Annotated in this window: 29 protein-coding genes; 13 read left to right on the top strand and 16 right to left on the bottom strand. The window is 37.1% G+C overall.

What is annotated here, in order from left to right; genetic code table 11:
• Nucleotides 1-128 precede the first annotated feature (128 nt).
• Entirely contained in the window at nt 129-812 is a 684-nt protein-coding gene (locus tag RT723_RS14350) for a Fe2+-dependent dioxygenase (protein WP_315947757.1), read from the bottom strand.
• Between the two features lie 15 nt (nt 813-827).
• A complete protein-coding gene (locus tag RT723_RS14345) occupies nt 828-3,167 on the bottom strand; it encodes a TonB-dependent receptor (RefSeq protein ID WP_216054598.1) in 2,340 nt (779 codons plus the stop codon).
• Nucleotides 3,168-3,677: 510 nt separating this feature from the next.
• On the opposite strand from RT723_RS14345, the gene RT723_RS14340 reads away from it, so the two are divergent.
• A complete protein-coding gene (locus RT723_RS14340; protein WP_216054597.1) occupies nt 3,678-4,484 on the top strand; it encodes a hypothetical protein in 807 nt (268 codons plus the stop codon).
• 97 nt (nt 4,485-4,581) lie between these two features.
• Here the strand turns inward: RT723_RS14340 and RT723_RS14335 are convergent, their stop codons facing one another.
• The 4 genes from RT723_RS14335 to RT723_RS14320 form a co-directional block, all read right to left on the bottom strand.
• Nucleotides 4,582-5,310: a SapC family protein gene (locus tag RT723_RS14335; RefSeq protein ID WP_216054596.1), complete on the bottom strand. Its 729-nt coding sequence runs from the start codon at nt 5,308-5,310 to the stop codon at nt 4,582-4,584.
• A 47-nt stretch (nt 5,311-5,357) separates the two neighbouring features.
• The gene (locus RT723_RS14330) at nt 5,358-5,561 is read right to left on the bottom strand and encodes a hypothetical protein (protein ID WP_315947753.1); all 204 of its coding nucleotides are present in this window, start codon (nt 5,559-5,561) and stop codon (nt 5,358-5,360) included.
• Nucleotides 5,562-5,701: 140 nt separating this feature from the next.
• On the bottom strand, nt 5,702-5,965 hold the full coding sequence (locus RT723_RS14325; RefSeq protein WP_216054595.1) for a DUF4404 family protein: 264 nt from the start codon (nt 5,963-5,965) through the stop codon (nt 5,702-5,704).
• 121 nt (nt 5,966-6,086) lie between these two features.
• On the bottom strand, nt 6,087-6,728 hold the full coding sequence (locus tag RT723_RS14320; RefSeq protein ID WP_315947752.1) for a TorF family putative porin: 642 nt from the start codon (nt 6,726-6,728) through the stop codon (nt 6,087-6,089).
• Between the two features lie 210 nt (nt 6,729-6,938).
• On the opposite strand from RT723_RS14320, the gene rpe reads away from it, so the two are divergent.
• The 11 genes from rpe (at nt 6,939) to RT723_RS14265 (ending at nt 17,139) form a co-directional block, all read left to right on the top strand.
• Nucleotides 6,939-7,607 carry a ribulose-phosphate 3-epimerase gene (gene rpe / locus RT723_RS14315; RefSeq protein WP_315947751.1) on the top strand — a complete coding sequence of 223 codons (669 nt, stop codon included), beginning with the start codon at nt 6,939-6,941 and terminating at the stop codon, nt 7,605-7,607.
• 136 nt (nt 7,608-7,743) lie between these two features.
• A complete protein-coding gene (gene trpS, locus RT723_RS14310) occupies nt 7,744-8,742 on the top strand; it encodes a tryptophan--tRNA ligase (RefSeq protein WP_216054593.1) in 999 nt (332 codons plus the stop codon).
• A 70-nt stretch (nt 8,743-8,812) separates the two neighbouring features.
• Nucleotides 8,813-9,391, top strand: coding sequence for an anthranilate synthase component II (locus RT723_RS14305; protein ID WP_315947750.1), 579 nt, complete (start codon nt 8,813-8,815; stop codon nt 9,389-9,391).
• 66 nt (nt 9,392-9,457) lie between these two features.
• Complete coding sequence (locus RT723_RS14300; protein WP_216054591.1) at nt 9,458-10,591, top strand: HDOD domain-containing protein; 1,134 nt, start codon at nt 9,458-9,460, stop codon at nt 10,589-10,591.
• Between the two features lie 424 nt (nt 10,592-11,015).
• Nucleotides 11,016-12,221 (top strand): aspartate aminotransferase family protein, encoded by a 1,206-nt coding sequence (locus RT723_RS14295; protein ID WP_315947749.1) that lies wholly within the window; start codon nt 11,016-11,018, stop codon nt 12,219-12,221.
• A gap of 63 nt (nt 12,222-12,284) precedes the next feature.
• On the top strand, nt 12,285-13,310 hold the full coding sequence (gene astA, locus RT723_RS14290) for an arginine N-succinyltransferase (RefSeq protein WP_315947748.1): 1,026 nt from the start codon (nt 12,285-12,287) through the stop codon (nt 13,308-13,310).
• 11 nt (nt 13,311-13,321) lie between these two features.
• Nucleotides 13,322-14,815 (top strand): succinylglutamate-semialdehyde dehydrogenase, encoded by a 1,494-nt coding sequence (gene astD / locus RT723_RS14285; RefSeq protein WP_315947747.1) that lies wholly within the window; start codon nt 13,322-13,324, stop codon nt 14,813-14,815.
• 68 nt (nt 14,816-14,883) lie between these two features.
• Nucleotides 14,884-15,690, top strand: coding sequence for a DUF1338 domain-containing protein (locus tag RT723_RS14280; protein ID WP_216054587.1), 807 nt, complete (start codon nt 14,884-14,886; stop codon nt 15,688-15,690).
• A 69-nt stretch (nt 15,691-15,759) separates the two neighbouring features.
• Nucleotides 15,760-16,110 (top strand): DUF3802 family protein, encoded by a 351-nt coding sequence (locus RT723_RS14275; protein WP_315947746.1) that lies wholly within the window; start codon nt 15,760-15,762, stop codon nt 16,108-16,110.
• 20 nt (nt 16,111-16,130) lie between these two features.
• Nucleotides 16,131-16,535 carry an OsmC family protein gene (locus tag RT723_RS14270; RefSeq protein WP_216054585.1) on the top strand — a complete coding sequence of 135 codons (405 nt, stop codon included), beginning with the start codon at nt 16,131-16,133 and terminating at the stop codon, nt 16,533-16,535.
• 208 nt (nt 16,536-16,743) lie between these two features.
• A complete protein-coding gene (locus tag RT723_RS14265) occupies nt 16,744-17,139 on the top strand; it encodes an acyl-CoA thioesterase (RefSeq protein WP_315947744.1) in 396 nt (131 codons plus the stop codon).
• A 66-nt stretch (nt 17,140-17,205) separates the two neighbouring features.
• Here RT723_RS14265 and RT723_RS14260 read toward each other — a convergent pair whose 3' ends face one another.
• Together RT723_RS14260 and RT723_RS14255 are read right to left on the bottom strand one after the other, a co-directional pair.
• Nucleotides 17,206-17,508, bottom strand: coding sequence for a hypothetical protein (locus RT723_RS14260; protein WP_315947743.1), 303 nt, complete (start codon nt 17,506-17,508; stop codon nt 17,206-17,208).
• A 63-nt stretch (nt 17,509-17,571) separates the two neighbouring features.
• Nucleotides 17,572-17,787: a hypothetical protein gene (locus RT723_RS14255; protein WP_315947741.1), complete on the bottom strand. Its 216-nt coding sequence runs from the start codon at nt 17,785-17,787 to the stop codon at nt 17,572-17,574.
• Nucleotides 17,788-18,126: 339 nt separating this feature from the next.
• Between RT723_RS14255 and RT723_RS14250 the strand changes: the two genes are divergently transcribed.
• The gene (locus tag RT723_RS14250) at nt 18,127-18,636 is read left to right on the top strand and encodes a hypothetical protein (protein ID WP_315947740.1); all 510 of its coding nucleotides are present in this window, start codon (nt 18,127-18,129) and stop codon (nt 18,634-18,636) included.
• Between the two features lie 158 nt (nt 18,637-18,794).
• On the opposite strand, the gene RT723_RS14245 is transcribed toward RT723_RS14250, so the two are convergent.
• The 8 genes from RT723_RS14245 to RT723_RS14210 all read right to left on the bottom strand — a co-directional run bounded on the left by RT723_RS14245 (nt 18,795) and on the right by RT723_RS14210 (nt 25,575).
• On the bottom strand, nt 18,795-19,862 hold the full coding sequence (locus RT723_RS14245) for a GmrSD restriction endonuclease domain-containing protein (RefSeq protein WP_315947738.1): 1,068 nt from the start codon (nt 19,860-19,862) through the stop codon (nt 18,795-18,797).
• A complete protein-coding gene (locus RT723_RS14240; protein ID WP_315947736.1) occupies nt 19,837-20,445 on the bottom strand; it encodes a hypothetical protein in 609 nt (202 codons plus the stop codon). The genes RT723_RS14245 and RT723_RS14240 overlap by 26 nt, the downstream gene beginning before the upstream one ends.
• Before the next feature lie 139 nt (nt 20,446-20,584).
• Nucleotides 20,585-21,166, bottom strand: coding sequence for a hypothetical protein (locus RT723_RS14235; RefSeq protein ID WP_315947735.1), 582 nt, complete (start codon nt 21,164-21,166; stop codon nt 20,585-20,587).
• Nucleotides 21,167-21,299: 133 nt separating this feature from the next.
• Nucleotides 21,300-21,833, bottom strand: coding sequence for a hypothetical protein (locus tag RT723_RS14230; RefSeq protein ID WP_315947734.1), 534 nt, complete (start codon nt 21,831-21,833; stop codon nt 21,300-21,302).
• A 118-nt stretch (nt 21,834-21,951) separates the two neighbouring features.
• Nucleotides 21,952-22,281 (bottom strand): hypothetical protein, encoded by a 330-nt coding sequence (locus RT723_RS14225; RefSeq protein ID WP_315947732.1) that lies wholly within the window; start codon nt 22,279-22,281, stop codon nt 21,952-21,954.
• A 138-nt stretch (nt 22,282-22,419) separates the two neighbouring features.
• Entirely contained in the window at nt 22,420-22,662 is a 243-nt protein-coding gene (locus RT723_RS14220) for a hypothetical protein (RefSeq protein ID WP_315947731.1), read from the bottom strand.
• A 645-nt stretch (nt 22,663-23,307) separates the two neighbouring features.
• On the bottom strand, nt 23,308-24,492 hold the full coding sequence (locus RT723_RS14215) for an MFS transporter (RefSeq protein ID WP_315947730.1): 1,185 nt from the start codon (nt 24,490-24,492) through the stop codon (nt 23,308-23,310).
• Nucleotides 24,493-24,654: 162 nt separating this feature from the next.
• A complete protein-coding gene (locus RT723_RS14210; protein WP_216053383.1) occupies nt 24,655-25,575 on the bottom strand; it encodes a manganese-dependent inorganic pyrophosphatase in 921 nt (306 codons plus the stop codon).
• Between the last annotated feature and the right edge of the window lie 97 nt (nt 25,576-25,672).

Below are 25,672 nucleotides of genomic sequence, written 5' to 3'. Positions count from 1 at the left end.
CTAAATCCTAGTTACTGTTAGTTAAGTCTGATTAATAACACTAACTTATCATACGCAACTTTATCGGAAATACGCACAAAATTGTTTATTAACCTTTATAAATCAAGCTTATTCACTAACGCTTAGCTTTACCCTAGTTGAGAAAACTGGCGGATTAAGTTGTGATATACATTATGTAAACGGTCTAACTCTGCTCTGCTGGTATTCTCATCTGCGATTAAGTTTTGAATGCTGCGATCCAATTGGTACAAGGTTTGTCTTAAACTGGTATCCGCTATCATACTTTGCATCCACGTAATGGCTGCAACACGTTGACCTGAAGTAACCGCATTCACTTTGTGTAAGCTGCTCGACGGATAAACAACCGCATGCCCTGCTGGCAATTTAACTTGTTGTTCGCCAAATTCAGTGGAAATAACAAGTTCACCACCTTCATATTCGTTAGGGTCATTCAAAAATACAGTCATTGAAATATCACTGCGTAATACTTCTTGTGTACCAGGAATTCGCATAATGGCGGCATCTACATGGTACCCATATTCTTGGCTTTCGCTGTAAAGGTTAAAAACAGGTGGGAATATTTTATGCGGTAGCGCCGCAGAAATTAATGTGGGATGTTGACCAAGTTTCGCCAACAACTCATTTGAGAGTTGGCGAACTTTGGCATCAGAACTATCAGCTTGATTGTTATTTTTCACCGATGACGCCATGCCCATTGCAGTATTAGTTCCATCTTGCCAAGGCAATTCAGATAACTGTTGACGAAAGTAGCTAACGTCTTGGGCAGAAATTAAAGGTTCAATAACAATCATGCTGTCTCTCTATCGTTAAAACTCGTAAGTTGCGGTTAGTTTAGTACTCGCTGCATTACCTAAATACATAAATGCACCACTGCGATATGCGGCAGTATAATATGTTTCATCAAAGGCATTGCCAATATTTAATCTAAACGTTAACGCATCAGTTGCATAATAGTTAGCAAATAAGTTAACAACTTGATAATCAGGTACGACAATGCTGTACTGGTTGTTTGTAAAATCGTAACCAGCCGCTGTATCTGGCTGACCGGCATACATTTCACTTTGATAAGCATAATCACCACCGACTACAAACTTGTCGTTAATTTCATATCTTAGTTGTAAATAAACACTGTTTTCAGCAAAGTTACTCAATGCTAAGCCAATGCTGGTCTCGTTTATTGACTCTGTTACTTCTGAATCCATAGCCGTTGCAGAGAATTGAACACTTAATTGTTCGGTAATATCACCAACAAAACCAACTTCAATACCTTTAACTTTATTTTCACCGGTATTTAACGTGCCTAATGTTGCATAGTCATCGTCACCAACACTTTCCATAACGTCACTCTTGGTGATTTGGAATACAGAAGCAGTGAACATAAACTTATCATCAAACGCCATAAACTTGGTGCCAAGTTCAATATTTTCTACACGTTCAGGATCCGAATCTGGAACTTGATCAACCGAACCACAAACACCACCATAACCACAACTTGCACCTAAATCTGACTCACCACCATTAATGTTTGTTGCAGTACTGTAGTTTGCATAAACATTAACATCTTCCGACAGATCATAAATTAAACCAATGTTGCCGTTGTACATAGTATCTGAGTATTCGTACGCGGTAACAGTTCCCTGTCTTTGTGTGTCATTGCTATAATCAAAACTGTCTACACGAGCACCATAATAAAGGTCTAGTTGTGGATTTAATTTAACTGTATCCATCATGTAAATAGAAACCGTCTCGATGTTCATAACCGCGTCGTCATAATCATCAACATAAGTTCTACCCATTAACTGGCCAATATTACTTACAACATCACCGTTGCCATCGATAATACAGTAGTTTGGAGCATCACCACGACGGCCACTGGTTACACAGTTAGTTGGGTTGTTACTTTCAATGTCGTAAACACCGTTACTTACATTCTCATCAGTAAACTCAGCACCAAATACAAAGTTGTTTTGTAAGCCTAATAATTCTGTATTCCAAAATAAATTAAACTGAGAACTCATGTACTCAACATTTTGATTACCTTGGTGTGTACTTAAGCTGATTGTCGCAACACCTGGTGCAAATGGGTCTGAATCCGCTCTAGTTGTACCACTTGCGCCTGTTGTAATGTAACCATTTTCAGTTTCACCAATACGTGTTGCGTTGTAAACAGTAACATTATCGCTTACTTCGTATTCTGTTCTTAAAGTAAATGTTTTTACTTCAGAAGATAAGAAATCTGAATCCTGTGCATAAACCGGGATATCTGCAAAAGGTTTACGTGTATCTCGGTTAAAGTAGCTGCCTAAGTCAGATACATCTTTAGCGTCTAAATAATAGCCATCAGCAGTGAAAGACAGTTTTTGTGTTGGTAAATAAACACCTGACAACTGTAAACCATCTCTGTCGCTCGATATGCCTTCACGGCCAGGTTTATCTTTACCAGAAGTTAATGCATTAATACGTACCGCGGCGATATCAGAAAGCGGCAAGTTGTAATCTAACGTTACACGTGAGTAATCATCCGTACCTAAGCCGGCTTCTACACGCCCTAGGTTATAAGCAACAGAGGCTTTTTTAGTAACACTATTTACTGCACCACCTGATGAACCACGTCCAGCAAACGTTGAGCTAGGACCTTTAGTGATCTCAACTCGTTCTGTAGCAAAACTTTCACGAGTACTCATACCTGGATCACGTAATCCATCAACAAATACGTCACTACGCGCTTCGTGACCACGAATGATGTAACGGTCACCAAATGCATTACCATTTTCACCCGTACCTAAAGTCACACCAGCTTGCGCTGACAAAATATCTTTAAGGTCAGTTTTGCCCGCTTCTAAAATTTGGTCTTGTGTTAGAACAGTAATAACCTGAGGCGTATCAACTAATGCAGCGATACGACGAACATCGCCAGACTCATCACTTAAATAAACTGAGCTTCTTACGCCATGAACGCGAATTTTTTCCATCGCTTCTTCAGTTTGGTTAATTTCGCATTTAACATCATTTTTATCAGCACATGCCTTTTCTACATCACTGCTATTAGCTTGTTCTGCATATAAAAATGGGCTAGTGATAGCAAGAGCGGCTGCAACAGCTTGAGCACCAAGTGCTCGTTTTGGATTTGATTTGTTGTGATCCATGATTCGAATTTCCAAGTTAAGTTGTTATGACTTTTGTTAAGAGTAATGAATAAAACACAACAAGTAAATGAGAATCATTATCATTAACAACCAAATGATTGAAATTTGATCAATCACTCTATTTTTATCAATTTTATTTGGTAACCCCCTTAAAATAATTGTGGATTAATAACAACAAAGGCTCTGTGTATGTAGGATTGCCGTTTATGAAAGTGAAATACCTTTTACCGTCTGCTCTGCACTTGAGAGCAATTAAAGCTGAGATAGTAATAAATTTATGGGATTAAAACGTAGGCAAGCTATTAATTATTAAATCTAACGAAGAAAAATAGATACATTTTTAAACAATTTCGAGTAAATACCCTATATCCACTTTTCTCAAAATAAGTTAGCATACGCACCTAATTTTAATGTTGCTATTTAACGTTAATTTTAAACTTTTAAAATTAAGTGGAGTTTAATGTGTTTAGAGTTTTTTCTAGTATAAGTCTTATTGTTTTGGGTATGACCATGTCAACCAACCTTATCGCCGAAGAAAAAGAAGTCGGTATTCATGAAAAAGGGTCATTTTATGCGTTCTGGGGTTGGAATCGTGGGTATTACTCAAAATCTGACGTTCATTTTAGAGGTGAGAATTACGACTTTACTATTAATGATATGACAGCATCAGACCGACCGTCTGCGGTTGGTATTCACCCTTACCTAAATCCACTTGGTATGACTTTGCCTCAAACTAACTTTAAAGTTGGTTATTTTATTGCTGATCATTATGCGATTTCTTTTGGTGTAGACCATATGAAATACGTAATGGATCAAGAGCAAACAGCCCAAATAGACGGTTACATCAATGTTGGTAGTATTCATGACGGCACTTATAACAATGAAGGCGTTTATTTAGGAAACCGAGGTGAACCAAACGATGATCACAAACTTGGTGTACCAACGTTATTAGCTTTTGAACATACTGACGGCTTGAACTATATCAATATCGAACTGAATCGCTTTGACGAATTACATGCCGTAACGCCGAGCTTCCGCATTTCTAGAATTTTAGGGGCTGGTGTCGGAGGTATGTTACCTAGAACCAATGCAACTATTCTTGGTAACGATCGTCACGATCAGTTTCACTTTGCTGGTTGGGGCACACATGTAAAAGCTGGCATAGAGTTTAGCTATAACAAACTATTTTTTCGTTCAGAATTAAAATTTGGTTACATTGATATGCAAGATATCAGAACCACCAAATTCACCGCTGACAAAGCGTCTCAGCACTTTACGTTCACTGAGTGGAACATATTATTTGGTAGTTATTTCTAACCAGTTACTGAATAAAATTTAAATCAAAAAAAACCTCATATTAGAAATTCTAAAATGAGGTTTTTTTATATTTTTTTCTTAATAAAGAAATATAAACTTATTTAGTTTCAGCGGCTTTTGTTCTAGCAGCTTGTTTTTGAATCAAGTTATTTACTTGATGCATAGAACCTAAATGAGCGTAGATAGGACCTAAGAAACCACGTTTACGTAAGCTTAAGAAATCTTCGTCAGAAAGCGCAGATAGTTTTTTCTCATCAACGATAAACAAACCATTTAAGTTAAACTCTTGCTCACCCACTTTAACATTAATGTTTTGTGCATGTAGAAGGTCAAACTTAGTTAGCTCTTCAATAAACGCTTTGGTAATTTGCTCATGTTCAACATAAGAAATTAACGACTTTTTACGGCTTGCTAAGTATTCTGTTTCTTCACCGTCTTCTTTGAAAAGCGCTTGGCCTTCTTCTTCAGAAACGATTTCGCTGTCCATATTAATAGCGATACCAAACAAGTTAGCATCTTCTTTACTAGGGATCACTGAGAATGGCTTATGAGTATAACGAGCTGGCATGTACATACCTTCCCATTTGTTGTCTGCACTAACAAACAAGTTTGTTTGTGGCTCAAGACCTAAAATAGCAACTGGGAAAAATGTTTCTTTATCTTTTTCTTTAACAAATACAATTGGGTATTGATTACCCGCTAAAGCAAACTCTTGTACAACAACACCTAATGCGTGTTGTGTTGCTAAATCTTCTACAGATTGAACTGGTTTTACTTTGATCTTATTATGCGTTTCTTTATGTAAAGCCTGAAAGTTAACGGCCATATTTTATTCTCCAATGTGTTCCTGGTCAGTTTTCCTGACTCAAATTTTTATTTAAGTAATTCAGCATCAAGCTTTATGTCTGTGCAATCTTTTTCACACTTTATCATTACACTATCTGCACCCGTATGTACGCTTATTAACGTATTACAGTTATTACACTTAACTTTTTTACCAGCCAAAACCTTTTTAATTAAAGATTTTTGTTGGTTGAAAGAATTTGCGGCAGATTTATTTAAGGCAGAAAAGTCCATAACTACTTAATGCTATCTATATATTGCTACAAAAAGAGATATGGACGATATGACAGAATTAAAGGGCAGTACAGGAGAAAGATCGTTTTTATTCATTAACTGCCTATTATCTAGACAACTGATAATTAAAAATGGGGAAATCAAATCCCCATTAACGACAATCTATCAATAACATCACGAGTTAACTTTTCCAAAACAGGATGGTTAGTAGCAAAGTTAGTTTCCATTTCTAGTAATTGTTCAAAAATGGTTTCTTCGGCTTTTAACTCATTGGAGTTAATCTTACTCTGTATGTCTCGGTGAAATAACTCTAATTGCTCTAAAACTTCTGGCTCAATATCATCGGTTACCTCAAGCTCTGAGCGTAACTTTATAACGGACTCTAAAATATTATTGGGGTTCATGACATCTCCAAAACAGCGTTCTAAGAATGATAAGCATAGTCCGTATTTTTTAGTTTTGATAAAGCTGCACAAACAAAAATGCCGACACTAGGTCGGCACTTATCAATAATTACATCAGTAATTAAAGAGCAAAATCCCATGCGTAACTTGCATACAATTTAATTTCATCATCGCCTTCATCAACTTTAGATACACCTACTGCCCAAGAATCTTTTGCGATTGTTGCGCCAATATCGATAGTGTCAGAAGAGAAGTCACCGCTGTAAGACCCAATATGAAGACCTAATTCAAAATCATTTGATAAAGGAATGGCATAATCAGCAGAAAGATACAGGCTATCACCAAAGTCAGCACCCGTTGCATTAGCTAATACAGCAATACCAACCGTTAATGCATCCATTGAGAAGTTACCGTATAACTCACCAAAGTTAAGTCCATCTTCACCACCTGGGTATGCGAATAAAACGTAACCAACATCAAATTCTATCTTATCGTTTAACGAACCTGTGTAACCACCATAAAGGTCTAATTCAATTTTTGCGTCGCCACCAAAATCAACATTTGAAGCCCAAGTTCCAGCATAAAAACCAGACTCATTTGAGTAATCAAGACCACCTTGAACCGCTGGACCACCATCAGCTTGTTCTAAACCACGCCAAAGGTAATTAGATACAACTGATGCATTAGCAGACAATTCTGCATGTGCAACTGAAGAAACTAGTGTAGTCGCACCTAATAAGGTAGCTAAAAGTGTTTTTTTCATGTTATTTTTCATGTTGTTAATCCTGAAATTATTGTAGTTTTTTTGTGTTGTAGTTGTTAATACCAATTCAACATACATGCCGAATTATATATCATTGATATTGTTATATTTTTTTGAGTGTGGGATTTATTTTACCTTAATATTCACAAGTTGGTGCATTATAACGCCCCAACATGGTGCTTACATACATAAATTATAAGAGACGTTAAAATGTACAACAAACCAATTATCGCTCCGTCTATATTGTCCGCTGATTTCGCTAAATTAGGCGATGAAGTAAATGAAGTATTGGCTGGCGGCTGCCAATGGGTTCATTTTGATGTCATGGATAATCATTACGTGCCTAATTTAACCTTTGGTTCGATGATTTGTTCTGCGCTTAGGGAACACGGTATTACAGCGCCAATAGATGTTCATTTAATGGTTGAGCCTGTTGATACAATGATTGAACAGTTTGCGAAGGCGGGCGCGACATCAATTAGTTTTCATCCAGAAGCCTCCAAACATATCCATCGTTCAATTAGCTTAGTGAAACAGTTAGGCTGCCAAGTTGGACTCGTATTAAATCCAGCTACACCAATCACCGTATTAGAAGAATGTATTGAAGAGTTAGATATGGTGTTAATTATGTCGGTTAATCCGGGATTTGGTGGCCAATCATTTATTCCAAGTTCATTAGATAAGATTAAACGAGTCAGAGCATTAGCGTTAAAACATGATAAAAACATTCGTATATCCGTTGATGGGGGCGTCAATCAAAACAACATCAAACAGATACAACAGGCTGGAGCGGACACTTTTGTAATGGGCTCTGCCATTTTTAATCAAGAAAACCGAAAACAAGCCATTGAACAGGCATTTTTGCAACTTAACGATTAGATATAACAAATAAAGTGCCTTGCTAGATTGCGCATGTACATTTTCACGTTACAATGTCGCACTTTTCGGCGTAACTAAAGTCAGTTTAGATAAACGCCAACCATAGTAATTACAAGTTTTAGATGATGAGACAGTTATGACACAGACAGTTTTAAGTGGGATCCAAACCACCGGCGGGATGACAATTGGTAACTATATTGGCGCAATTAACCAATGGTTAACGTTACAACAAGATCATGACTGTTTTTTTATGCTTGCAGACTTACATGCAATAACCGTACGTCAAGACCCTAAAACTTTACGTGAGCGTACTTTGGACGGTATCGCGTTATACACAGCGTGCGGTATTGACCCAACTAAATCAGCCTTGTTTGTGCAATCTCAAGTAAAAGAACATGCGCAATTAGCATGGGCGTTAAGTTGTTATTCGCAAATGGGCGAATTAAATCGTATGACGCAATTTAAAGACAAATCAGCTAAAAACCAAAACAATATCAATGTAGGTTTATTTTCCTACCCTGTTTTGCAAGCGGCCGATATTCTTTTATATCAAGCGGATAAAGTTCCTGTAGGCGAAGATCAAAAACAACATTTAGAGTTAACTCGTGACATCGCTACCCGCTTTAACAATATTCATGGTGATGTATTTACGGTGCCTGAACCTTACATTCCAGAGTTTGGCGCACGAGTAATGAGCCTACAAGAGCCAACTAAAAAAATGTCTAAGTCAGATGAAAATCCGAATGGCTTTATCATGTTATTAGACGAACCAAAGAAAATTGAGAAAAAACTAAAAAAAGCCGTTACGGATTCAGACGAGCAAGCTCGTATCTACTTTGACCGTGAAGAAAAGCCAGGTGTATCAAACTTGTTAACACTGCTAAGTGTTGCAACTGGGAAGTCAATTGCAGACTTAGTGCCTGAATACGAAGATAAAATGTATGGTCATTTAAAGAAAGATACAGCAGATGCGGTAGTCTCTATGATAGAACCTATTCAGCAACGTTTTTATCAAATTAGAGATGATCAAACTGAACTAAGCAAAATAATGACGCTTGGTGCAGAAAAAGCATCAGCTAAAGCAGAAAAAACTTTAAAGGCTGTTTATGATGCAATTGGTTTTGTAACGCCATAAATATGTTTTTCATGACCATCTTATATAGATGGTCACTACAACAGCCCTTTTATATTTTGTAGATTACTTTATGCTGTTAATGATTGATAACTACGACTCTTTCACCTATACCTTAGTGCAATATTTTAGGACATTGGGACAAGATGTTGTCGTAAAACGAAATGATGAAATTACGATTGATCAGATTAAACAACTAAAACCTAATCATATCGTTATATCACCAGGTCCAGGTACACCAGAACAAGCCGGTTTATCGAAGGATATTATTCTTCAGTTTTATAAACATGTGCCGATACTGGGTGTGTGTCTAGGTCATCAAGCTATCGCACAAGCATTTGGGGCGGTGGTTTCCAAAGCAGACAAAGTGATGCATGGAAAAACCTCTAATATCATGCATTCACAAAGTAATATTTTTGCAGGAATTGACAACCCATTTACGGTTACTCGTTATCATTCTCTAATTGTTGATGAAAATACGTTACCAGATCAAATTCAAGCAACGGCTTGGAGTTGTGATCAAAATAATAATAAACATGAACTCATGGCTTTGAAGTTAAAAGGCTACCCCGTAGTGGGCGTGCAGTTTCATCCTGAATCGGTACTGACGCAATTTGGCCATAAATTATTAGCAAATTTTCTGGCATATTGATCAAATTTCAATAGAATCTATGTACTTGTTTTAAATTAAATATCTTAAACTGAACAATATTATTATATGAATAACCCTAATTATCAAAAAACAGCGTCTTTTGTAGAATCTAGATTTATGGATTTACTGTTATCTGATGACTTTGCTATGTCTCGATTAGGGTTTAATCGTGATGAATTAAAACAAAGTTCAACTCGTTCATTATTAGACATTGAAGAAAAAGCTCGTGAGAAAAAATTAAAACAACAAGCAACTAAACAAGAATTTAAAGTTTACGTAAGTGAGTATTTCCATGAAAACTTATTCACCTATTTAGAACAACGTGTTGCTGATCCTGATTATATCTTTACCGAGTTATTACAATTTGAGCCTGAAATCCCAAAGTTATTTGATGCTTGTGCTGCCAAAGCAGCAGGAGCGAGTCATTTTGAACAGATTATTGCCAGAATCCCGTGGTTAAATACCAACTTTATAGAAACCATCAACAACCCGCCTTTTCGCGAAGCTAAGTCGATAAAACCAAAAGTTGAAAACCTTGGTTTAGCAATACGTTACGTGGGGTTAGATAACACTAAATTAGTTGTTTTATCACAGGTTGCTCAACATTTCTTACCTCACAGCACTGAACCATATAACACCTTCAAAGGTCGTTATTGGCAGTATGTGGTTGCCACTGCTAATTGTTCAAGACAGCTAGCAAGGTATTACCAGCTTAATGAAGTGGTCGCCTTTTTCTTAGGTTTATTCCATGCTATCGGTACGTCATTAGCTTTACGTTTATACCTACGTGCTTTTGATACTGTACGTGTAGCACAAATGAAAGATGCCCTTAAAAATGGACGTCGTGATATAGAAACCGTGTTAAACGGTTTAGAAATAGATCCTAACTTTATTAGTGATGCATTAACTAAATTCTCTAATCAAATCTCGTACCGTGTATTTGAAAAGTTAGGTTTGAAATACGCAGTTGTTGCACCGTTTGTAGAAGAAATTAAAGACAAACTTGCCTTTGACCAAGCAAGTCCAATGACGCAAGTATTAATGCAAGCCCGTACATTTTCACAATACAAAATATTGCAAAAAGCACGTTTGATTGAACTTGATGAAGCTAAGATATTTTTGACCAATTATAAGATTGGCAACGCCGTAATTGGTGAATTAAATAAAGTTAATCTAACAAATATTAAATATTCAAAATAATTTTTGTGGGCAACTATGCAAATCTTGCATTTACAACAAGTTGCCCATTCCATCACCAAACCAGTTCACCCCTAGTCTATTCTGCGTAATCTCCCTTTGTTTATTGTTTGAACTAACTATTTTAAACAACATCATAATTATTCACATTTATCGAGAATATATTGAATCGCCCGAATTTAAAGGCATTCCACACCATTTTGAGGGGAAGACTTCTGTTATTTTTTCTGCAATAATCACTTCAATTTGTACTAATTATCATGTCAAAAGTAATGTAAGCCGTTACATTAAAGTGATTAAGAGTGGATGTTAACGTCATTAATTATGATGTTAATTTTAACAGCGATATTAAATGCCAACCAACTCTTAAAATTAATGTAACTGGTATTACTCTATATTTAAGACAACACCTATTAAGGACTAAGAAATGACAGTAAACAGAGCGTTATTTGATTCAGTAATGGTTCCAAACTATTCTCCTTCACAAGTAATTCCAGTTAAAGGGTTAGGTTCTCGAGTATGGGATCAAAATGATAAAGAATATATCGACTTTGCTGGCGGTATCGCCGTAAATTGTTTGGGTCATTGTCACCCTAACTTAGTCGCAGCATTAAAAGAACAAGGTGAAAAAATTTGGCACCTTAGTAATGTAATGACTAATGAACCTGCATTACGTTTAGCTGAGAAATTAGTGAACTCTACTTTTGCCGAAAAAGTTTACTTTGCAAACTCAGGTGCAGAATCAAACGAAGCAGCACTTAAACTTGCACGTCGTTGGGCATTAGATAACTTTGGTGAGCAAAAATCACAGATCATCGCCTTTAATAAAGGTTTCCACGGCCGTACTTTCTTTACCGTAACTGTTGGTGGCCAAGCGGCTTACTCTGATGGTTTTGGTCCTAAGCCTGGTAACATTGATCACGCAGAATACAATGACTTAGCAAGCTTAGAAGCGCTTATCTCTGATAACACTTGTGCAGTTATGCTTGAACCGCTTCAAGGTGAAGGTGGGATCATTTCTCCAACTAAAGAATTTATGCAAGGTGTACGTGACCTTTGTGACAAACACAATGCACTTATGATTTTTGATGAAGTTCAAACTGGTGTTGGCCGTACAGGTGAATTATACGCTTACATGGGTCTAGGTGTTACGCCAGACATTTTAACAACGGCTAAAGCCCTTGGCGGTGGTTTCCCAATTGGCGCTATGTTAACAACTACTGAATTAGCAACGCATTTAAAAATTGGTACTCACGGTTCAACATACGGTGGTAACCCATTAGCATGTGCCGTTGCCGAAGCTGCATTTGACACAGTTAACACAACAGAAGTTTTAGCCGGTGTAAAACAACGTGAAGCTATCATTAAAGATGGATTAAAAGCCATTAACGATAAATATAACGTGTTTGCTGATATTCGTGGTGAAGGTTTGTTAATTGGTGCTGAATTAACTGAAAGTTACCAAGGTCGTGCTAAAGACTTTTTAAACGCCGCTGTTGATCAAGGTTTAATGATCTTAGTTGCAGGTGCAAGCGTTATCAGATTTACCCCATCTCTTGTTATTCCTTTAGAAGACATTGAACAAGGGTTAGCTCGTTTTGAGTCAGCCGTTGCAGCAATAGTAAACGCATAATTTAATTCAATGAATAAAAAGCCAATGCCTAGCATTGGCTTTATTATCTAGAAGGAATACGGCATGTTTGTAGTGCGTCCTATACAACAAAAAGACTATGCAGATTTACTCGCTATCGCAGTTGAATCAGGCCATGGCTTTACTTCATTACCTGTAAATGAAGAGTTAATCGCAAACAAAATAAATAACGCTGAAAAATCTTTTAAAGAGGACGTCGGCGACGCACCTTGTGACCATGGTTACTTGTTTGTAATGGAAGATACTGAAACTGGTAAAATAATGGGTACCAGTGGCATCGAATCTTCTGTTGGTTTAAATGATGCGTTTTATCACTACCATATAAGTAAAGTTGTACACAACAGCCGAGAATTAAACGTTTATAACACAGCTGAAATTCTGACACTTTGTAATGACTACACAGGTGCATCTGAGTTATGCACCCTATTCCTTAGAGAGCCGTATCGCCAAGGAATAAATGGTCGAGTATTAAGTAAGTGTCGCTTTTTATTTTTAGCACAAAATAAATCTCGTTTTTCTGATACGGTTATCGCAGAAATGCGTGGTGTATCAAATGACAATGGCGACTCACCGTTTTGGAAATGGTTAGAAGACAACTTCTTCTCATTAGACTTCCCAACGGCAGATTACCTAACCGGTATAGGCCAGAAAGTATTTATCGCCGAGTTAATGCCTAAATATCCGGTATATGTAAACTTGTTATCCCAAGCGGCACAAGATGTCATTGGTAAAGTTCACGAAAATACAGCTCCCGCTCTAAACTTGTTAAAATCTGAAGGGTTTAGTTGGAAAGGTTATGTGGATATTTTTGATGCTGGCCCTACGGTAGAAGCTGATTTATCACAAATACGCAGTGTACAAAATAGTGAATTATATACCGTTGAAATCGTTGACCAATTAACAGGTGAAGACTACATCATGTTGTCTAACTTAGAAGTTGAGTTGTTCCGAGCAACGGCAGTAATAGCACAATTAGATGAAACTTTGCAAACCATTAAGATCACCCAAGAAATAGCTGAAATATTAAAAGTTTCAGCGGGTAAGCAAGTTCGTGCAGTTAAATTAATATAGAGAGTAAAACAATGACTCAATCTGAAAACAAATTTATCGATGGCCAATTTATTAATGGTCAATGGCATGCCGGTCTTGGACATGATTTAGAATCTGTAAACCCTGCGACTGATGAGCCTCTGTGGCAAGCAAAGTCAGCGACAGTTGAGCAAGTGAACGACGCTGTATTAGCCGCACGAGCCGCTTTTTTACCTTGGGCTGATAAAACCGTTGAAGAACGTTTAACTATCGCAAAGCGATTCGCAGAATTATTAGGCGAGTATAAAGAACAATTGGCATTAGCCATTGCGATGGAAACCGGTAAACCCTTATGGGAAACCCGCACAGAAATTGGCGCTATGATTGGTAAAGTTGCGATTTCAGAAAAGGCTTACTTTGAACGTACGGGTACCAAAGAAAACGCAATGCCAGTAGGTAAAGCCATGTTACGTCACCGCCCACACGGCGTAGTGGCTATTTATGGGCCTTACAACTTCCCTGGTCATTTACCAAATGGTCACATAGTGCCAGCATTAATCGCTGGTAACACCGTCGTGTTTAAACCAAGCGAATTAACACCTATGTTTGCTCAACTTATGGTTGAGTTATGGGAAAAAGCAGGCATTCCTGCAGGTGTATTAAACTTAGTACAAGGTGAAGTTGAGACCGGTAAAGCATTAGCAAATCATCCTCAAATTGATGGTTTATTCTTTACCGGTAGCTCTGGCACTGGTCACATATTGCATAAACAATTTGCAGCACAACCCGGTAAAATTTTAGCATTAGAAATGGGTGGTAATAATCCACTAATTGTTTCAAATGCAAGTAATACCAATGCAGTTGTTCACGACATTATCCAGTCAGCATTTGTAACAAGCGGCCAACGTTGTACTTGTGCTCGTCGTTTAATGTTGCCAGTTGGACCTGAAGGTGATGCGGTATTAGCTAAGCTGATTGAATCAACTAAAGCTATCGTTGTTGGAGACTCTTTGGCTGAAGGCGCTACCGAACCATTTATGGGATCTATGATCTCTGAAAATGCAGCTATAGGTATGGTTGCTGTTCAACAAGAACTGGTCGCTATGGGCGGTAAAATACTCGTTGAGCTAGTACATTTAAAAGAAGAAACGGGTTTTGTTTCTCCGGGTATCATCGACTGTACGAATATCAAAAACTTCCCAGATGATGAGCATTTTGGCCCATTATTAAAAGTGTTCCGATTCTCTACTTTTGACCAAGCAATTGAACTTGCTAATGATACTTCATTTGGTTTATCTGCTGGTTTATTAAGTGATGATGCAGCTTTATACGACCGATTCTTAAGCCGTATCCGTGCTGGTATTGTTAACTGGAACCGTCCTATTACCGGAGCAAGCAGTGCTGCTCCGTTTGGTGGCATTGGACAAAGTGGTAATCACAGAGCCAGTGCTTATTATGCTGCTGATTATTGTGCATACCCAGTTGCTTCTGTGGAACTTGAAGAAGTCGAACTGCCTGCAACACTAAACCCAGGCCTTTCTATCTAATTAATCATTACAGAAGTTAAAAGGTAACTTAGTTACCTTTTAACTTTCATTGTTTAGGAAACAAAATAATGCATAACAATGTTAACCAACTTTTTGATAACCTTTGGCAAAATTACCTAGCAGTTACCCCTTCAGCTGACAAGATTCACGCGCTGTTAGGTGAGCAAAACGGTAAAGACGTCATTAATGACCACATTGCATTACGTACCTTTAATATTGGTAAAGTAAACTTAGCAAAACTAGCCGCTCATTTTGAAGCGCTAGGTTATAAAGATTGTGGCGATTATGATTTTGTTGCCAAAAAATTAAAAGCCAAACACTACGAACACCCAAATACCGAATTACCTAAAGTATTTATTAGTGAATTATTAGTTGAAGAATTCCCTGAGAAAGTACAAACCATTATTCATAAAATGGTAGAGCAAGTATCAGAAGATGCAGTGACCGCTGACAACTTTTTATATTCAGGCACTCATTGGCAAATTAGCCATGCTGAATATCAAATGTTATTAGAAGAAAGTGAATACGCTGCATGGATGGCTGCTTGGGGTTACCGAGCAAACCACTTTACCGTTAGCATCAATCAACTTAGCCAATATACAACTATTGAACAAGTTAATGAAAAACTAAAAACATCTGGTTTTGTATTAAATAGTTCAGGCGGTGAAATTAAAGGTTCGGCTGAGGTTTTATTAGAACAATCTTCAACCATGGCCGACTCTGCAACAACCACATTTAGTGATGGTGAATTCACTATACCTAGTTGTTTTTATGAGTTTGCACTACGTTACCCACTGCCTTCTGGAGAGCTTTACACAGGATTTGTTGCAGCATCTGCAGATAAGATCTTTGAAAGTACCAACGTAAAAGGTTAGATTAGGCATAATCTTGGTTCAGCAATCTCTTTCTTTTCCGCTGAACCAACTTAACCTATAGGTATTACAATGGTCACAGACAAACCAGCATATGATCAATTAATAGATTATTTAACCACCAGCAAATCAATTTTTCTTAATACAACGGCTCCCGTTACGGACATGCCGACGGTTGAAACCTTGATTGAAGAAGAACTTTCCGAACAAATCATCACCTTGTGTACTCAACAAGAAGCATTAGAGCCTAATCACAGAGCTATCATAGTGCGTGAAGTTGACGGTATCGTTTATGATATCCAACAAGTTTTAGCTGAATATTGGACAAACCACGCCACAGAAGAACAAGCGGAATTTATCCATGAATTTGCTGGTTTAATAAAAAATGTATTTGATTCAGCCATTGTTGAATTACTAGATTAATCTTTTAGAAGTAGAAAAAAATGAAAGCAAAAGTATCTTGGATTGACGGTATGGCCTTTGTTGGTCATTCAGAAACTGGCCACAAAATAGTAATGGATGGCGACAGAGAAGGTGGCGCACCATCCCCAATGGAAATGGTATTAATGTCTGCAGGGACATGTAGTGCCATAGACGTCGTTTCTATCCTAGAAAAAGCCCGCCAAAATATTCAAAACGTAGATGTAGAGTTAAGTGCAGAACGTGCTGAAACCGTTCCTAAAGTATTTACAACCATTCACTTACACTTTGTTGTTACTGGTACTGATGTCGCTGAGAAACACGTTGAGCGTGCAGTAAACCTCTCTGCCGACAAATACTGTTCAGTTGCTAAAATGTTAGAAAAAGCGGCGACCATTACTCATAGTTTTGAAATTAAGCAAGCTTAGAAGCTGTAAGCTGTAAGCTGTAAGCTGTAAGCTGTAAGCTGTAAGCTGTAAGCTGTAAGCTGTAAGCTGTAAGCTGTAAGCTGTAAGCTGTAAGCTGTAAGCTGTAAGCATGGTGTGCCTTTATTCAGGTGCACCACAACTAATTTGTATTTCATTAAGTCCTCACCCTCTTATTCGTTTACTCTCAACTCTCTATTAGGCAGATTATATGTTTACTATGAAGCAACAACCTAGATTTTCAGAAACTGACGCCCTTGGTCATATAAACAATACTGTGATCCCAGTTTGGTTTGAATCGGCTAGAGACCCTGTTTTCCGTATCTTTAATGCCAGCTTAGATTTGAACAGTTGGAATTTAATCATAGCCAAAATAGAAGTTAACTATAGCGCTCAAATTCAATATCAAGCACAAGTAGAAATACGAACTAGCATAAAAAAAGTCGGGAATTCTTCATTTAGCGTTTTCCAACAAGTATTCCAAGCAGATCAGTGTGTCGCCTTTGGTGAATGCATTATGGTGAAATTTGATTATGTGACTAATAAGTCTGCTGCCATAACGGATGAAGAAAAAGTGGAACTGAATAAACATCTGTTAGAGTTGTAAGCTATAAGCAGTAAGCCGTAAGCTAGAAGCAGTAAGCTGGAAGTTAAATTTCACACACTCTCACTACTAACAACCGGCTTTAATGATTGCTCTTAACGTGCGCTGCACATCTTCTGGTAGTGATTGATTCATAACCTGTCGTGCGGCCTCAGATGGGTGATACTCCGAACTTTGCCCTTGCATCACCAAGTTAGTGTGAAGCATCTCATCAATATGGGGCTGCACTAAGAGCACCACATCACTCCAAGTAACGTCTTCACATGAAATTTCAAGTTGTCGATTAGACTCAGCAAAATAAACCAAAGATAAAACCAATATAACAATCAAAACGAGAAATAGATTTCTTCTATTTGTGTATAAAACCTTCAAACTAGCCTCCTGGCCAATATTACGCGTCATAGTTATTGATATGTTAAATGCAATTCAGACTTTCTATTCAATATTATTATCTGGAACTTCATCATTTTTTAATGTGAGAACAAACAAATAAACTAAATTTAATGGCGGCGTAATACATAATAAAACGCCCACTAGTGCAATCACCTTGGGATCGTTGGTTTTTCGTTTACCTAAGTAATAACTTAATCCTCCAACGATAAACATAGAATAGAAAACCAGTTGACCATAAAACGTAATACCAATATCCAAGCTAATCTTCCCTTTAAATTAATAACAATTTAGACACTATTGCCAATGAACACTCTAGTAATAGTTAGTTAAAATAGGCGACGACGGAGCAAAAACCAACTGTTATTTAGCTGCTTGAGTCATTTAAGTTAATTCCATCCCCAAACACGGTAGTTGTAACTTTAAACAACCATTTGAAATATCCCCTATCCTATTGCATAATCCCCGCAGGTGTTAGGGACGCCTGCCCGCTAAAGAGGAACTCACCCTAGTGTTTATATCGCTTTAATAAAGCAAATTACACTTTCATTCTAAATATTTGTGATGCGGGAAACAGATAATAAATTTGGGATGAGTGACATGATTACTCCAATTGACGAACTTAAAGTTCAAGCAAAAAAACTACTTAAAAATATAGATTTAGCCAAGATAATTCCTTTACCAGCAAATACGCCACATCAATTAAAACATACTCAATTATACCTAGCACGACAGTTAGGTTTTACTGATTGGGCGCATGCTAAATCCATTTTAAGTTGTGATTACGACCTAGAAACACAATACGAAATACAAGTTAATACACAGCTTCAATTTGGCAGTCTTTGGCACACAAGAAAATGTGGAGCCTTGCTAAATACTTGGTGCAGAAACTATCAAGAAGCCAAACAAGTTCAAAGTGACAGTGGCGCTATTATCTTGCCTTATAAAAGCCAATTTATATTAGCCACAGCGGATTACTTCACCGCGCTCAACATTCCATTTGAGCAAGAACGTTGGCAGCAAATAAACAACAACTGGTGCACAGGCGACCAACAAATTAGACAACAACTGTTACTGCCTATTTTGTTCCAATTTCGCCAAGCTAAATAATCCTGTTTATATAAGCTAGATTGCATAAGCTTTAGCCATACAAAAAACGACCTAATTGTTAGGTCGTTTTTTATTTAACGCTTTGCTAAGCGGAAAATAACGGTTGGCTATAATCGCGAAGCGATGGCCAACTGTTATTTTTCCGTTTAAGCAACTTGTTATACACCGCCGAGTAATTTTTCTATGTGCTGAGTTCTTATTAACCTTTCTTTTTTATTGTTAACTCCTTCCTTCGCAGATATTTTATATTCAGCAGGTATATCAGCTTCAAAGGCTTCGAGCTTCTGTTTCACTTCTGTAATATCACCAAGAACGTTTAAATCATCAAGTTTTACGAAATAGGCAAATAAGCTGAACATATTTGCTTTGTTATACCAATAGGAGTTACCTGGTAAATTTAGACTTAAAATAAATCTGGAAGCAGTTTCAAAGCGAGCTAATAATTCATTCTTAAAGTCAAAACTTTCTTTATGTTCATCTAAAAACCTGGTGGCTAATTCATTACGAGTATAAATACCGCCTATCTGAGTTGCGAGAAGGTTTAGGGTGAACATTAAATGAATTTGACGGCTAATTTCATAAGGGGTGAATACATTACCTTCAACGATCAACTTTTTAAATGCATTCACTTCATTTGCTTTTGCCCAATCAATAAACTCTTGAGGAATACTAGGGTCTATTAATAAAAAAGAATCTTCATCATCATTATGTTCGAATGCGATTTCTCCTGTGAAATGCTTGGCTAGCAGCATAAATTCAGAAGATGCATACTCTGATGAAAGTTTCTCTATCGCATTTAAGGAATAGAAAGTTCTATTCAAACGTTGAAATATTTCTTTTACTTCTGGATCATCATTTTTAAGGTCTAGATCGATAATTGGTATTTGATATTTTAAAACTTCTTCTCTGATCTCAGGAGATAGCTCACTAAAAAATTTGGAATCCACTTTAAATTTATCCTGTGTGAACTCAACAATCGAAGACATGCGCTGCTGACCATCGACAATACAAGATGTAGTAGTCATCGATTCTAAATCAATTGTTCCTTTCGCAATAAATATTTGCGGAAATGGTAACCCCATTAATATAGTTTTTATGAAGTCTATTTTATGAACATCACGCCAAACCAAGTTACGTTGGAAATATGGTGACATTATTAGTCTTCTTGATTTGATTTCATTTACTAAATCAATTAGTTCTTTAGATCTTACTTGGTAACGAATCATATGCTTTCATATTCCCTTTAAATTCTTCAATACACTCAGCTTGCTTACACTCGAAAAAATATTCAGATGAATAAATAGCTCCATTTATATCTTTAAACAAGCGAAAATAATCATTTGATAACTCGCGAAAAAAGTCTAACCATTTAGATTTTTCTTCACAGTCTGGCATAAAGAAAGGGTTGATAAAGCCTTTCTTTAAGTTATTAATAAATTGTTTATCTGTAGGTTTACCATGAAAATCAGGAAAAACAGAAAGGTCTGTAAAACCGTTAGTGATCCTGTGCACTTCTTCTAAAAAACGATTATATAAATCTAAACTAATAATCGACACATCTAGATCAGATTGTCCTTCAGTGAATTTTGTTTTTTTGAAAAAACTAACCCCGGTTTTTGACGAGCCAGTCACTTGTACGCTTACAAATGGGACATTAAGTTGCTTCTTAATTGCGTCTTTAATATTGTATTCAATATCTTGTCGGTCTTTGAAAACAAGAGTTTGATATGATAAGAAGAACTTCCTCGCCAATTCATTATCACTCACTCCTGCTTCTAACCCTTTTTTTAAGGACTCCAGTACTTCCATTCATATTCCTAAATATTGGGATTCACAATAGGTGTATAACGCCCGCCTAACACGCAATGTGTTGGCGTGGCTTTTTGCGTTGTTTGCCAAAACCATGACAACTTAACATTGTCGGAGTTAAGGCGCTTGTTATACGTTTTTAACCACAGGCCTCGAAAGAACTCCATGACTTCACTATTTTTCCTGGGTTTTCAATTTTATAGCAAGCATACAGCTCAGATGGTGAAGCAATACCCAATACAATACCTTTATCTTCAATAAGACCAAAGGTCTCTTTGTATGAGGTAAGCATAGGTATTACAAATGCATCCTTATAACCAGAAACCAACTCACTTTCGTTTGTATAATTTACATCATTAAGGTTTTCAGGATTGCACCAAACTTGATAGAAAGTTCTTCCTGCATTTGTAGAGACAGTTGAACCTTTGACACAACTCATTGAATTGATTTCTTGAGCTTTAGCAAAGAATGGAGACAACTCTTTATCTCCAACACTTAACTCGTATTGAATATAAGAAAAAGGAAATACACATGTAATTACAAGGAGCCAACTAATTCTTTTTCGGTTACCACTGTAATTTTTAAATGCATGATAAAAAGTAAATGGAAATAAAAATAACCCAAGAAAACCTAACCATGTTTTTTTCTTAAACATATCGATAACAACTGTCATGTATAAGAAAAATGAAACAATCATTAGTAAAATAGAAAGTAGTAGCATGCAATATTTCTCGAAACCTGATTAAACGTATAACGCCTCAATAAGAGGCAGAGTTAAGCTTGGTTAAAATCCGTGAGGAACGAACGCGTGCCAAGCTTGACGCGTCCGACTTTATTGACTTGTTATGCTACGGCTATAGACAAAACAAACTACTTTCTTTTGCTAACTGTTTAACAAGCTCTAAAGTCGAGTTATTTTTATACAAAAGAATATTCCTATCATCCCAACTTTCTAGGTAGATTGCATCAAGTTGAGGAAGAACAAGTTGAAAAAACTTAACCCTACCTCCGGCCCAATAAAAACCTGCACGCATAATAGTTGGAGTTGAATAAGCAAGCCCTGACTCCAAAGAAGTAAAAGCTTTAAATGATAAATGAGATCGTTTGCCTCTACCTTTAATTCTGTAAGTTACTACCTCAGTATTTTTAAATAACAACTCCCTAAAACATAAAAAAGCGTTATCTCTCCTTTGGCGCTCTTTTTTTGGAATATCTGGAGAAATTTGAATATTAGCCTCTTCCTCAGATAACCAATGATCAAAAACAGTTAATGATATTTCTTTATACGACTCAAACTGTTCATCTTCATCCCAACGGTTTAAATCCTTAAACTGAGTGGCTAAAGCTTTCTGTCGCTCTTTATTTTTGATCTTAACAAATCTACGCATGAGTACCAAAGTAGCCTAACGCCCGCCTAACACGCAATGTGTTGGCATGGCTTTTTGCGTTGTTTGCCAAAACCATGACAACTTAACATTGTCGGAGTTTAGGCGCTTGTTAGGTGTATTATTCACCACGTTCGTTAAAATCCCACCACGTTACTTTGTAGCCACCTGCAACCGTATATTGAATATGTTCTTGATCATTTTTAAACAGGAACATAGCTTCACATTCACCTTTAGGGTTTTCTATTGGACTTAAATGCTCTGTAGACCAACCTTTACTTTCAATATGCTCAACTACTCTAGACTTCTGATAATCATAATTGGTGCTACACGCCATTGAAGGTTCGGTTATCAATATAATTGAAACAACAACGATAAGGATAAGTAGACCGTAAGAAATAAACTTAGTCAGATTGAACATCCTATCTATGAAATTTTTCACCAAACTCAAGATACACCTAACGCCTCAATAATAAGTGAACCATGTGCTGGCGGGCGATTTGCTCAGCAAATGGCATGACAGCCTTGGTGAATCTTAATTTATTGACTTGTTAGCTGTACATACCTTGGTAGATAGCACTTGCCATTACTAAAATCCCCCGATCCAAGGATAAGGTGATTTAAATAGCATTTTAGTAAGTTCATCTTTTGTAATAACACCTTGGTCTATACCATCTCTTACGGGTTGACCATAAACTTTAGAAACGAGTAATACAACGCTGATAGAAATAATTATTGTGATTATGATGTTAAGTTCAAAGCAATGAATTGAAATGATTGCACCTAATGTCATTGCCAATTTATCGATAGCACTTTTTATATTTATATCCATTTTACTCAAACCTTAACACGTACAGCTAACAACTTAATATCGACCCAACGGGTCGTTTTTCTACCGACTATTGAGTTGTATTTATTCTTTTAATATTTTTAACACATAGTTTAAGTCATTACTATCTATAGACTTTATTAATTAAGTGCTAATTTCATTAAGGCAAAAACGACCCATTGGGTCGTTTTCCTGACTATGGGGGAAACTAACATATAAAGCTGCTTTTGCTTTTAAGTCTCCATCTAAATATTCCTGAGATATAATCAGTTTTCCAAAATATGAGACAGGACGTCGAATAAGGGATGGTTTTCAGGGACGAATATACATCCCGTTTTTGAAGATAAAACTGAATTGTATTGAAGATATGAATATTGGTTAGGAGCGGCCTTTTTCGCCTACCTTTTTTGGCTGTTGAAAAAAGGTATGGTCGCCGTCAAGGTGAAACCTTAGAGTTCAGCTAAATACGATGACAAAGTTAAGACTCCTAGTTAGAGAGTTAAGCCCCTGCCTTTTGGGCTGTTGCAAAAAGGTCACTCGCCGAGGGGCGAAACCTTAGAGTTCAGCTAAATACAATGTCACGGTAATAGCACAAAACAAATTACCCCTTAAAAGGCTACCAGCCTTTTAGGAAAAAGAGACCAAAACTCACCCCCTCCCCCGAATATACTCCTCCTGACTCGGATTATCAGGAATTAACCGACTGCCAATCAAACTTAATACCGCAAAACCAGTGCCCACAAAGAAGACTAAGGTATGTGAATACAACCAAACAAAACCTAACAATACTGGAATAATAACCGCAGCAATGTGGTTAATAGTAAAACTCACTGATGCCGTCGCGGCGATGTCTTTATGATCGGCAATCTTTTGAAAATAGGTTTTAATCGCAATGGCTAAAGCAAAAAACATATGGTCAATAATGTATAACCCAGCGGCTATTTCCGCATTTTCAACAAACGCATAACCGGTAAAAACAAATATCAAACCTACGTATTCGAAGGTTAACGCTTTACGCTCCCCAATTTTTCCAACCCACTTGCCTATTTGGGCAGCAAAAAACAGATTAAAAATGTAGTTAACACCAAACAAGATGCTAATTTCGCCTACACTATAACCAAACTGCTCCACCATCATAAATCCGGCAAACACCACAAATATTTGTCTACGTGCTCCGCTCAAAAAGGTTAATAAGTAGTACAGCCAATAACGTTTTCTTAACAAGAATTTTTTATGTTGCACATGAGGTTGTTCAAAATGTGGAAAGTGCCACGCCATCCATAACACCACGATAAAACCTAATACGCCGGCAATTAAATACGTAGTTTGATAACTTACGGTAAACTGCTCCATTAATACCCAAATACCCGCAAACGCTAATATTGAGGCAAAGGATTTCACTGCCAGTTGTTTCCCCATAAAATGCGCGGTTTGTTTTTTATCTAGCCATTGTAACGTCAAGCTCTGTTGAATAGTTTCGTAATAATGGAAACCCACAGACATAATGAACGTCGTAATAAATAAGCCGTATACCGAGGGGAAATACCCCGTAAGCGCAACGCCTATGCTTAATAAGCCAAGTGATAAAATCGCAAACTTTTGCTCTTTGATCACAATTAATATGTAAATAGCGGTAAAGGCCAAAAAGCCAGGGATCTCACGAATGGACTGCAACATGCCAATTTCAGCACCGGTAAAGGCCGCTTTTTCTACCACAAAGTTATTGAGTAAAGTCATCCAAACCTGAAAGACAAACGGCATAATAAACGCCATTACTAATAAAAACAGTTGAGGTTGGGTTGTGTTTTTTAACACTTGCTGAATTTTATTCATGGTGAAATTGAGTCTTCTAAGTAATTTACAGCTTGGCAAACAGTAACAACGCAGTGTGGCACACATTTGGCGAAAACACTGAGATAATCACCAACAAAAAAGCCGCTTAGCTATTACATAGAGCTAGGCGGCTTAGTCCACAAAAGATGTATTGTTTAAGGTTTATGCAAACGCATCTTGTAGTGGTGGAACAACTTGTTTTTTGCGACTTAATACACCGTCTACCCAAACTTTATTGTCAGCTAGCTTAACGTCATATGCTTTCTCAATGATAGAAGCGTCATCACTAACAACTAAAAACTCAGAACCTTCTTTCATTATGTCCGTTAACAATAAGATAACACTGTGACGGTTGCCTTCTTGTTTCAACTTAATAATATCCGCTTCTAAATCCGCTTTCATTTCGTCAAAAATAGCTAGGTCGATAACTTCAAGCTGACCAATACCAACTAAGTTACCGTTCATATTAAAGTCTTTAAAGTCACGTAGTACTAAGTCACGAGCTGGCGTGCCTTCAACGGCCGATTTAACTTTAAACATGTCCATACCCAACTCTAATGGGTCAGAAATACCAGCGATTTCAGCTAATGCTTCAACACACTTGATATCAGCCGTAGTACACGTTGGTGACTTATAAAGTACCGTGTCACTTAAGATGGCACACATCATGGCACCAGCGATGTCTTTTGGAATTTCAACATCATGAAAGTCATACATCATTTTGATGATGGTATTTGTACAACCAACCGGACGCACCCAAATTTCTAACGGAGTAGATGTCGTAATATCGCCAAGTTTATGATGGTCAATAATGCCCAAAATAGTTGCATCATCAATGTCATCCGGCCCTTGAACGCGATCTGAATGGTCAACAATATAAAGGTTTTCGCCAGCATAGCTGGTTTTTAATTCTGGCTGCTCAAAACCAAACTTATCTAAGATAAATAATGTCTCTGGCGATAACTCCCCCAAACGAGCAGGAACAGTCGGCTCACCTAAAGTTGTTTTTAAATAAGACAAGGCAATTGCTGAGCAAATTGAATCTGAATCTGGGATCTTATGACCCACTACATAATTTGGCATTTCACACCCTTAAAATTAAACGTTGCACCAGAAACTAGTGCCAATAAACTAATGGCGCGAATTATAAACAATTTTTATCAAAATTCGAGCCTTGAAT

Origin of the sequence: Psychrosphaera aquimarina (assembly GCF_032461525.1) — a bacterium.
GTDB lineage: Bacteria > Pseudomonadota > Gammaproteobacteria > Enterobacterales > Alteromonadaceae > Psychrosphaera > Psychrosphaera aquimarina.
The sequence above is the reverse complement of the archived record's forward strand: the minus strand, read 5'-3'. Positions and strand labels throughout refer to the sequence as shown.

Excerpts from the sequence above, each read along its gene's own strand:
- RT723_RS14250 (WP_315947740.1), top strand. The coding sequence starts at position 18,127 with ATGATTACTCCAATTGACGAACTTAAAGTTCAAGCAAAAAAACTACTT.
- RT723_RS14230 (WP_315947734.1), bottom strand. The coding sequence starts at position 21,833 with ATGCGTAGATTTGTTAAGATCAAAAATAAAGAGCGACAGAAAGCTTTA.
- RT723_RS14235 (WP_315947735.1), bottom strand. The coding sequence starts at position 21,166 with ATGCTACTACTTTCTATTTTACTAATGATTGTTTCATTTTTCTTATAC.
- RT723_RS14320 (WP_315947752.1), bottom strand. The coding sequence starts at position 6,728 with ATGAAAAAAACACTTTTAGCTACCTTATTAGGTGCGACTACACTAGTT.
- RT723_RS14280 (WP_216054587.1), top strand. The coding sequence starts at position 14,884 with ATGCATAACAATGTTAACCAACTTTTTGATAACCTTTGGCAAAATTAC.
- RT723_RS14305 (WP_315947750.1), top strand. The coding sequence starts at position 8,813 with ATGCTGTTAATGATTGATAACTACGACTCTTTCACCTATACCTTAGTG.
- rpe (WP_315947751.1), top strand. The coding sequence starts at position 6,939 with ATGTACAACAAACCAATTATCGCTCCGTCTATATTGTCCGCTGATTTC.
- RT723_RS14335 (WP_216054596.1), bottom strand. The coding sequence starts at position 5,310 with ATGGCCGTTAACTTTCAGGCTTTACATAAAGAAACGCATAATAAGATC.
- RT723_RS14275 (WP_315947746.1), top strand. The coding sequence starts at position 15,760 with ATGGTCACAGACAAACCAGCATATGATCAATTAATAGATTATTTAACC.
- RT723_RS14215 (WP_315947730.1), bottom strand. The coding sequence starts at position 24,492 with ATGAATAAAATTCAGCAAGTGTTAAAAAACACAACCCAACCTCAACTG.
- RT723_RS14210 (WP_216053383.1), bottom strand. The coding sequence starts at position 25,575 with ATGCCAAATTATGTAGTGGGTCATAAGATCCCAGATTCAGATTCAATT.
- RT723_RS14295 (WP_315947749.1), top strand. The coding sequence starts at position 11,016 with ATGACAGTAAACAGAGCGTTATTTGATTCAGTAATGGTTCCAAACTAT.
- RT723_RS14340 (WP_216054597.1), top strand. The coding sequence starts at position 3,678 with ATGTCAACCAACCTTATCGCCGAAGAAAAAGAAGTCGGTATTCATGAA.
- RT723_RS14325 (WP_216054595.1), bottom strand. The coding sequence starts at position 5,965 with ATGAACCCCAATAATATTTTAGAGTCCGTTATAAAGTTACGCTCAGAG.
- RT723_RS14245 (WP_315947738.1), bottom strand. The coding sequence starts at position 19,862 with ATGATTCGTTACCAAGTAAGATCTAAAGAACTAATTGATTTAGTAAAT.
- RT723_RS14350 (WP_315947757.1), bottom strand. The coding sequence starts at position 812 with ATGATTGTTATTGAACCTTTAATTTCTGCCCAAGACGTTAGCTACTTT.
- RT723_RS14330 (WP_315947753.1), bottom strand. The coding sequence starts at position 5,561 with ATGGACTTTTCTGCCTTAAATAAATCTGCCGCAAATTCTTTCAACCAA.
- RT723_RS14300 (WP_216054591.1), top strand. The coding sequence starts at position 9,458 with ATGAATAACCCTAATTATCAAAAAACAGCGTCTTTTGTAGAATCTAGA.
- RT723_RS14265 (WP_315947744.1), top strand. The coding sequence starts at position 16,744 with ATGTTTACTATGAAGCAACAACCTAGATTTTCAGAAACTGACGCCCTT.
- trpS (WP_216054593.1), top strand. The coding sequence starts at position 7,744 with ATGACACAGACAGTTTTAAGTGGGATCCAAACCACCGGCGGGATGACA.
- RT723_RS14240 (WP_315947736.1), bottom strand. The coding sequence starts at position 20,445 with ATGGAAGTACTGGAGTCCTTAAAAAAAGGGTTAGAAGCAGGAGTGAGT.
- RT723_RS14270 (WP_216054585.1), top strand. The coding sequence starts at position 16,131 with ATGAAAGCAAAAGTATCTTGGATTGACGGTATGGCCTTTGTTGGTCAT.
- astA (WP_315947748.1), top strand. The coding sequence starts at position 12,285 with ATGTTTGTAGTGCGTCCTATACAACAAAAAGACTATGCAGATTTACTC.
- RT723_RS14345 (WP_216054598.1), bottom strand. The coding sequence starts at position 3,167 with ATGGATCACAACAAATCAAATCCAAAACGAGCACTTGGTGCTCAAGCT.
- astD (WP_315947747.1), top strand. The coding sequence starts at position 13,322 with ATGACTCAATCTGAAAACAAATTTATCGATGGCCAATTTATTAATGGT.
- RT723_RS14220 (WP_315947731.1), bottom strand. The coding sequence starts at position 22,662 with ATGGATATAAATATAAAAAGTGCTATCGATAAATTGGCAATGACATTA.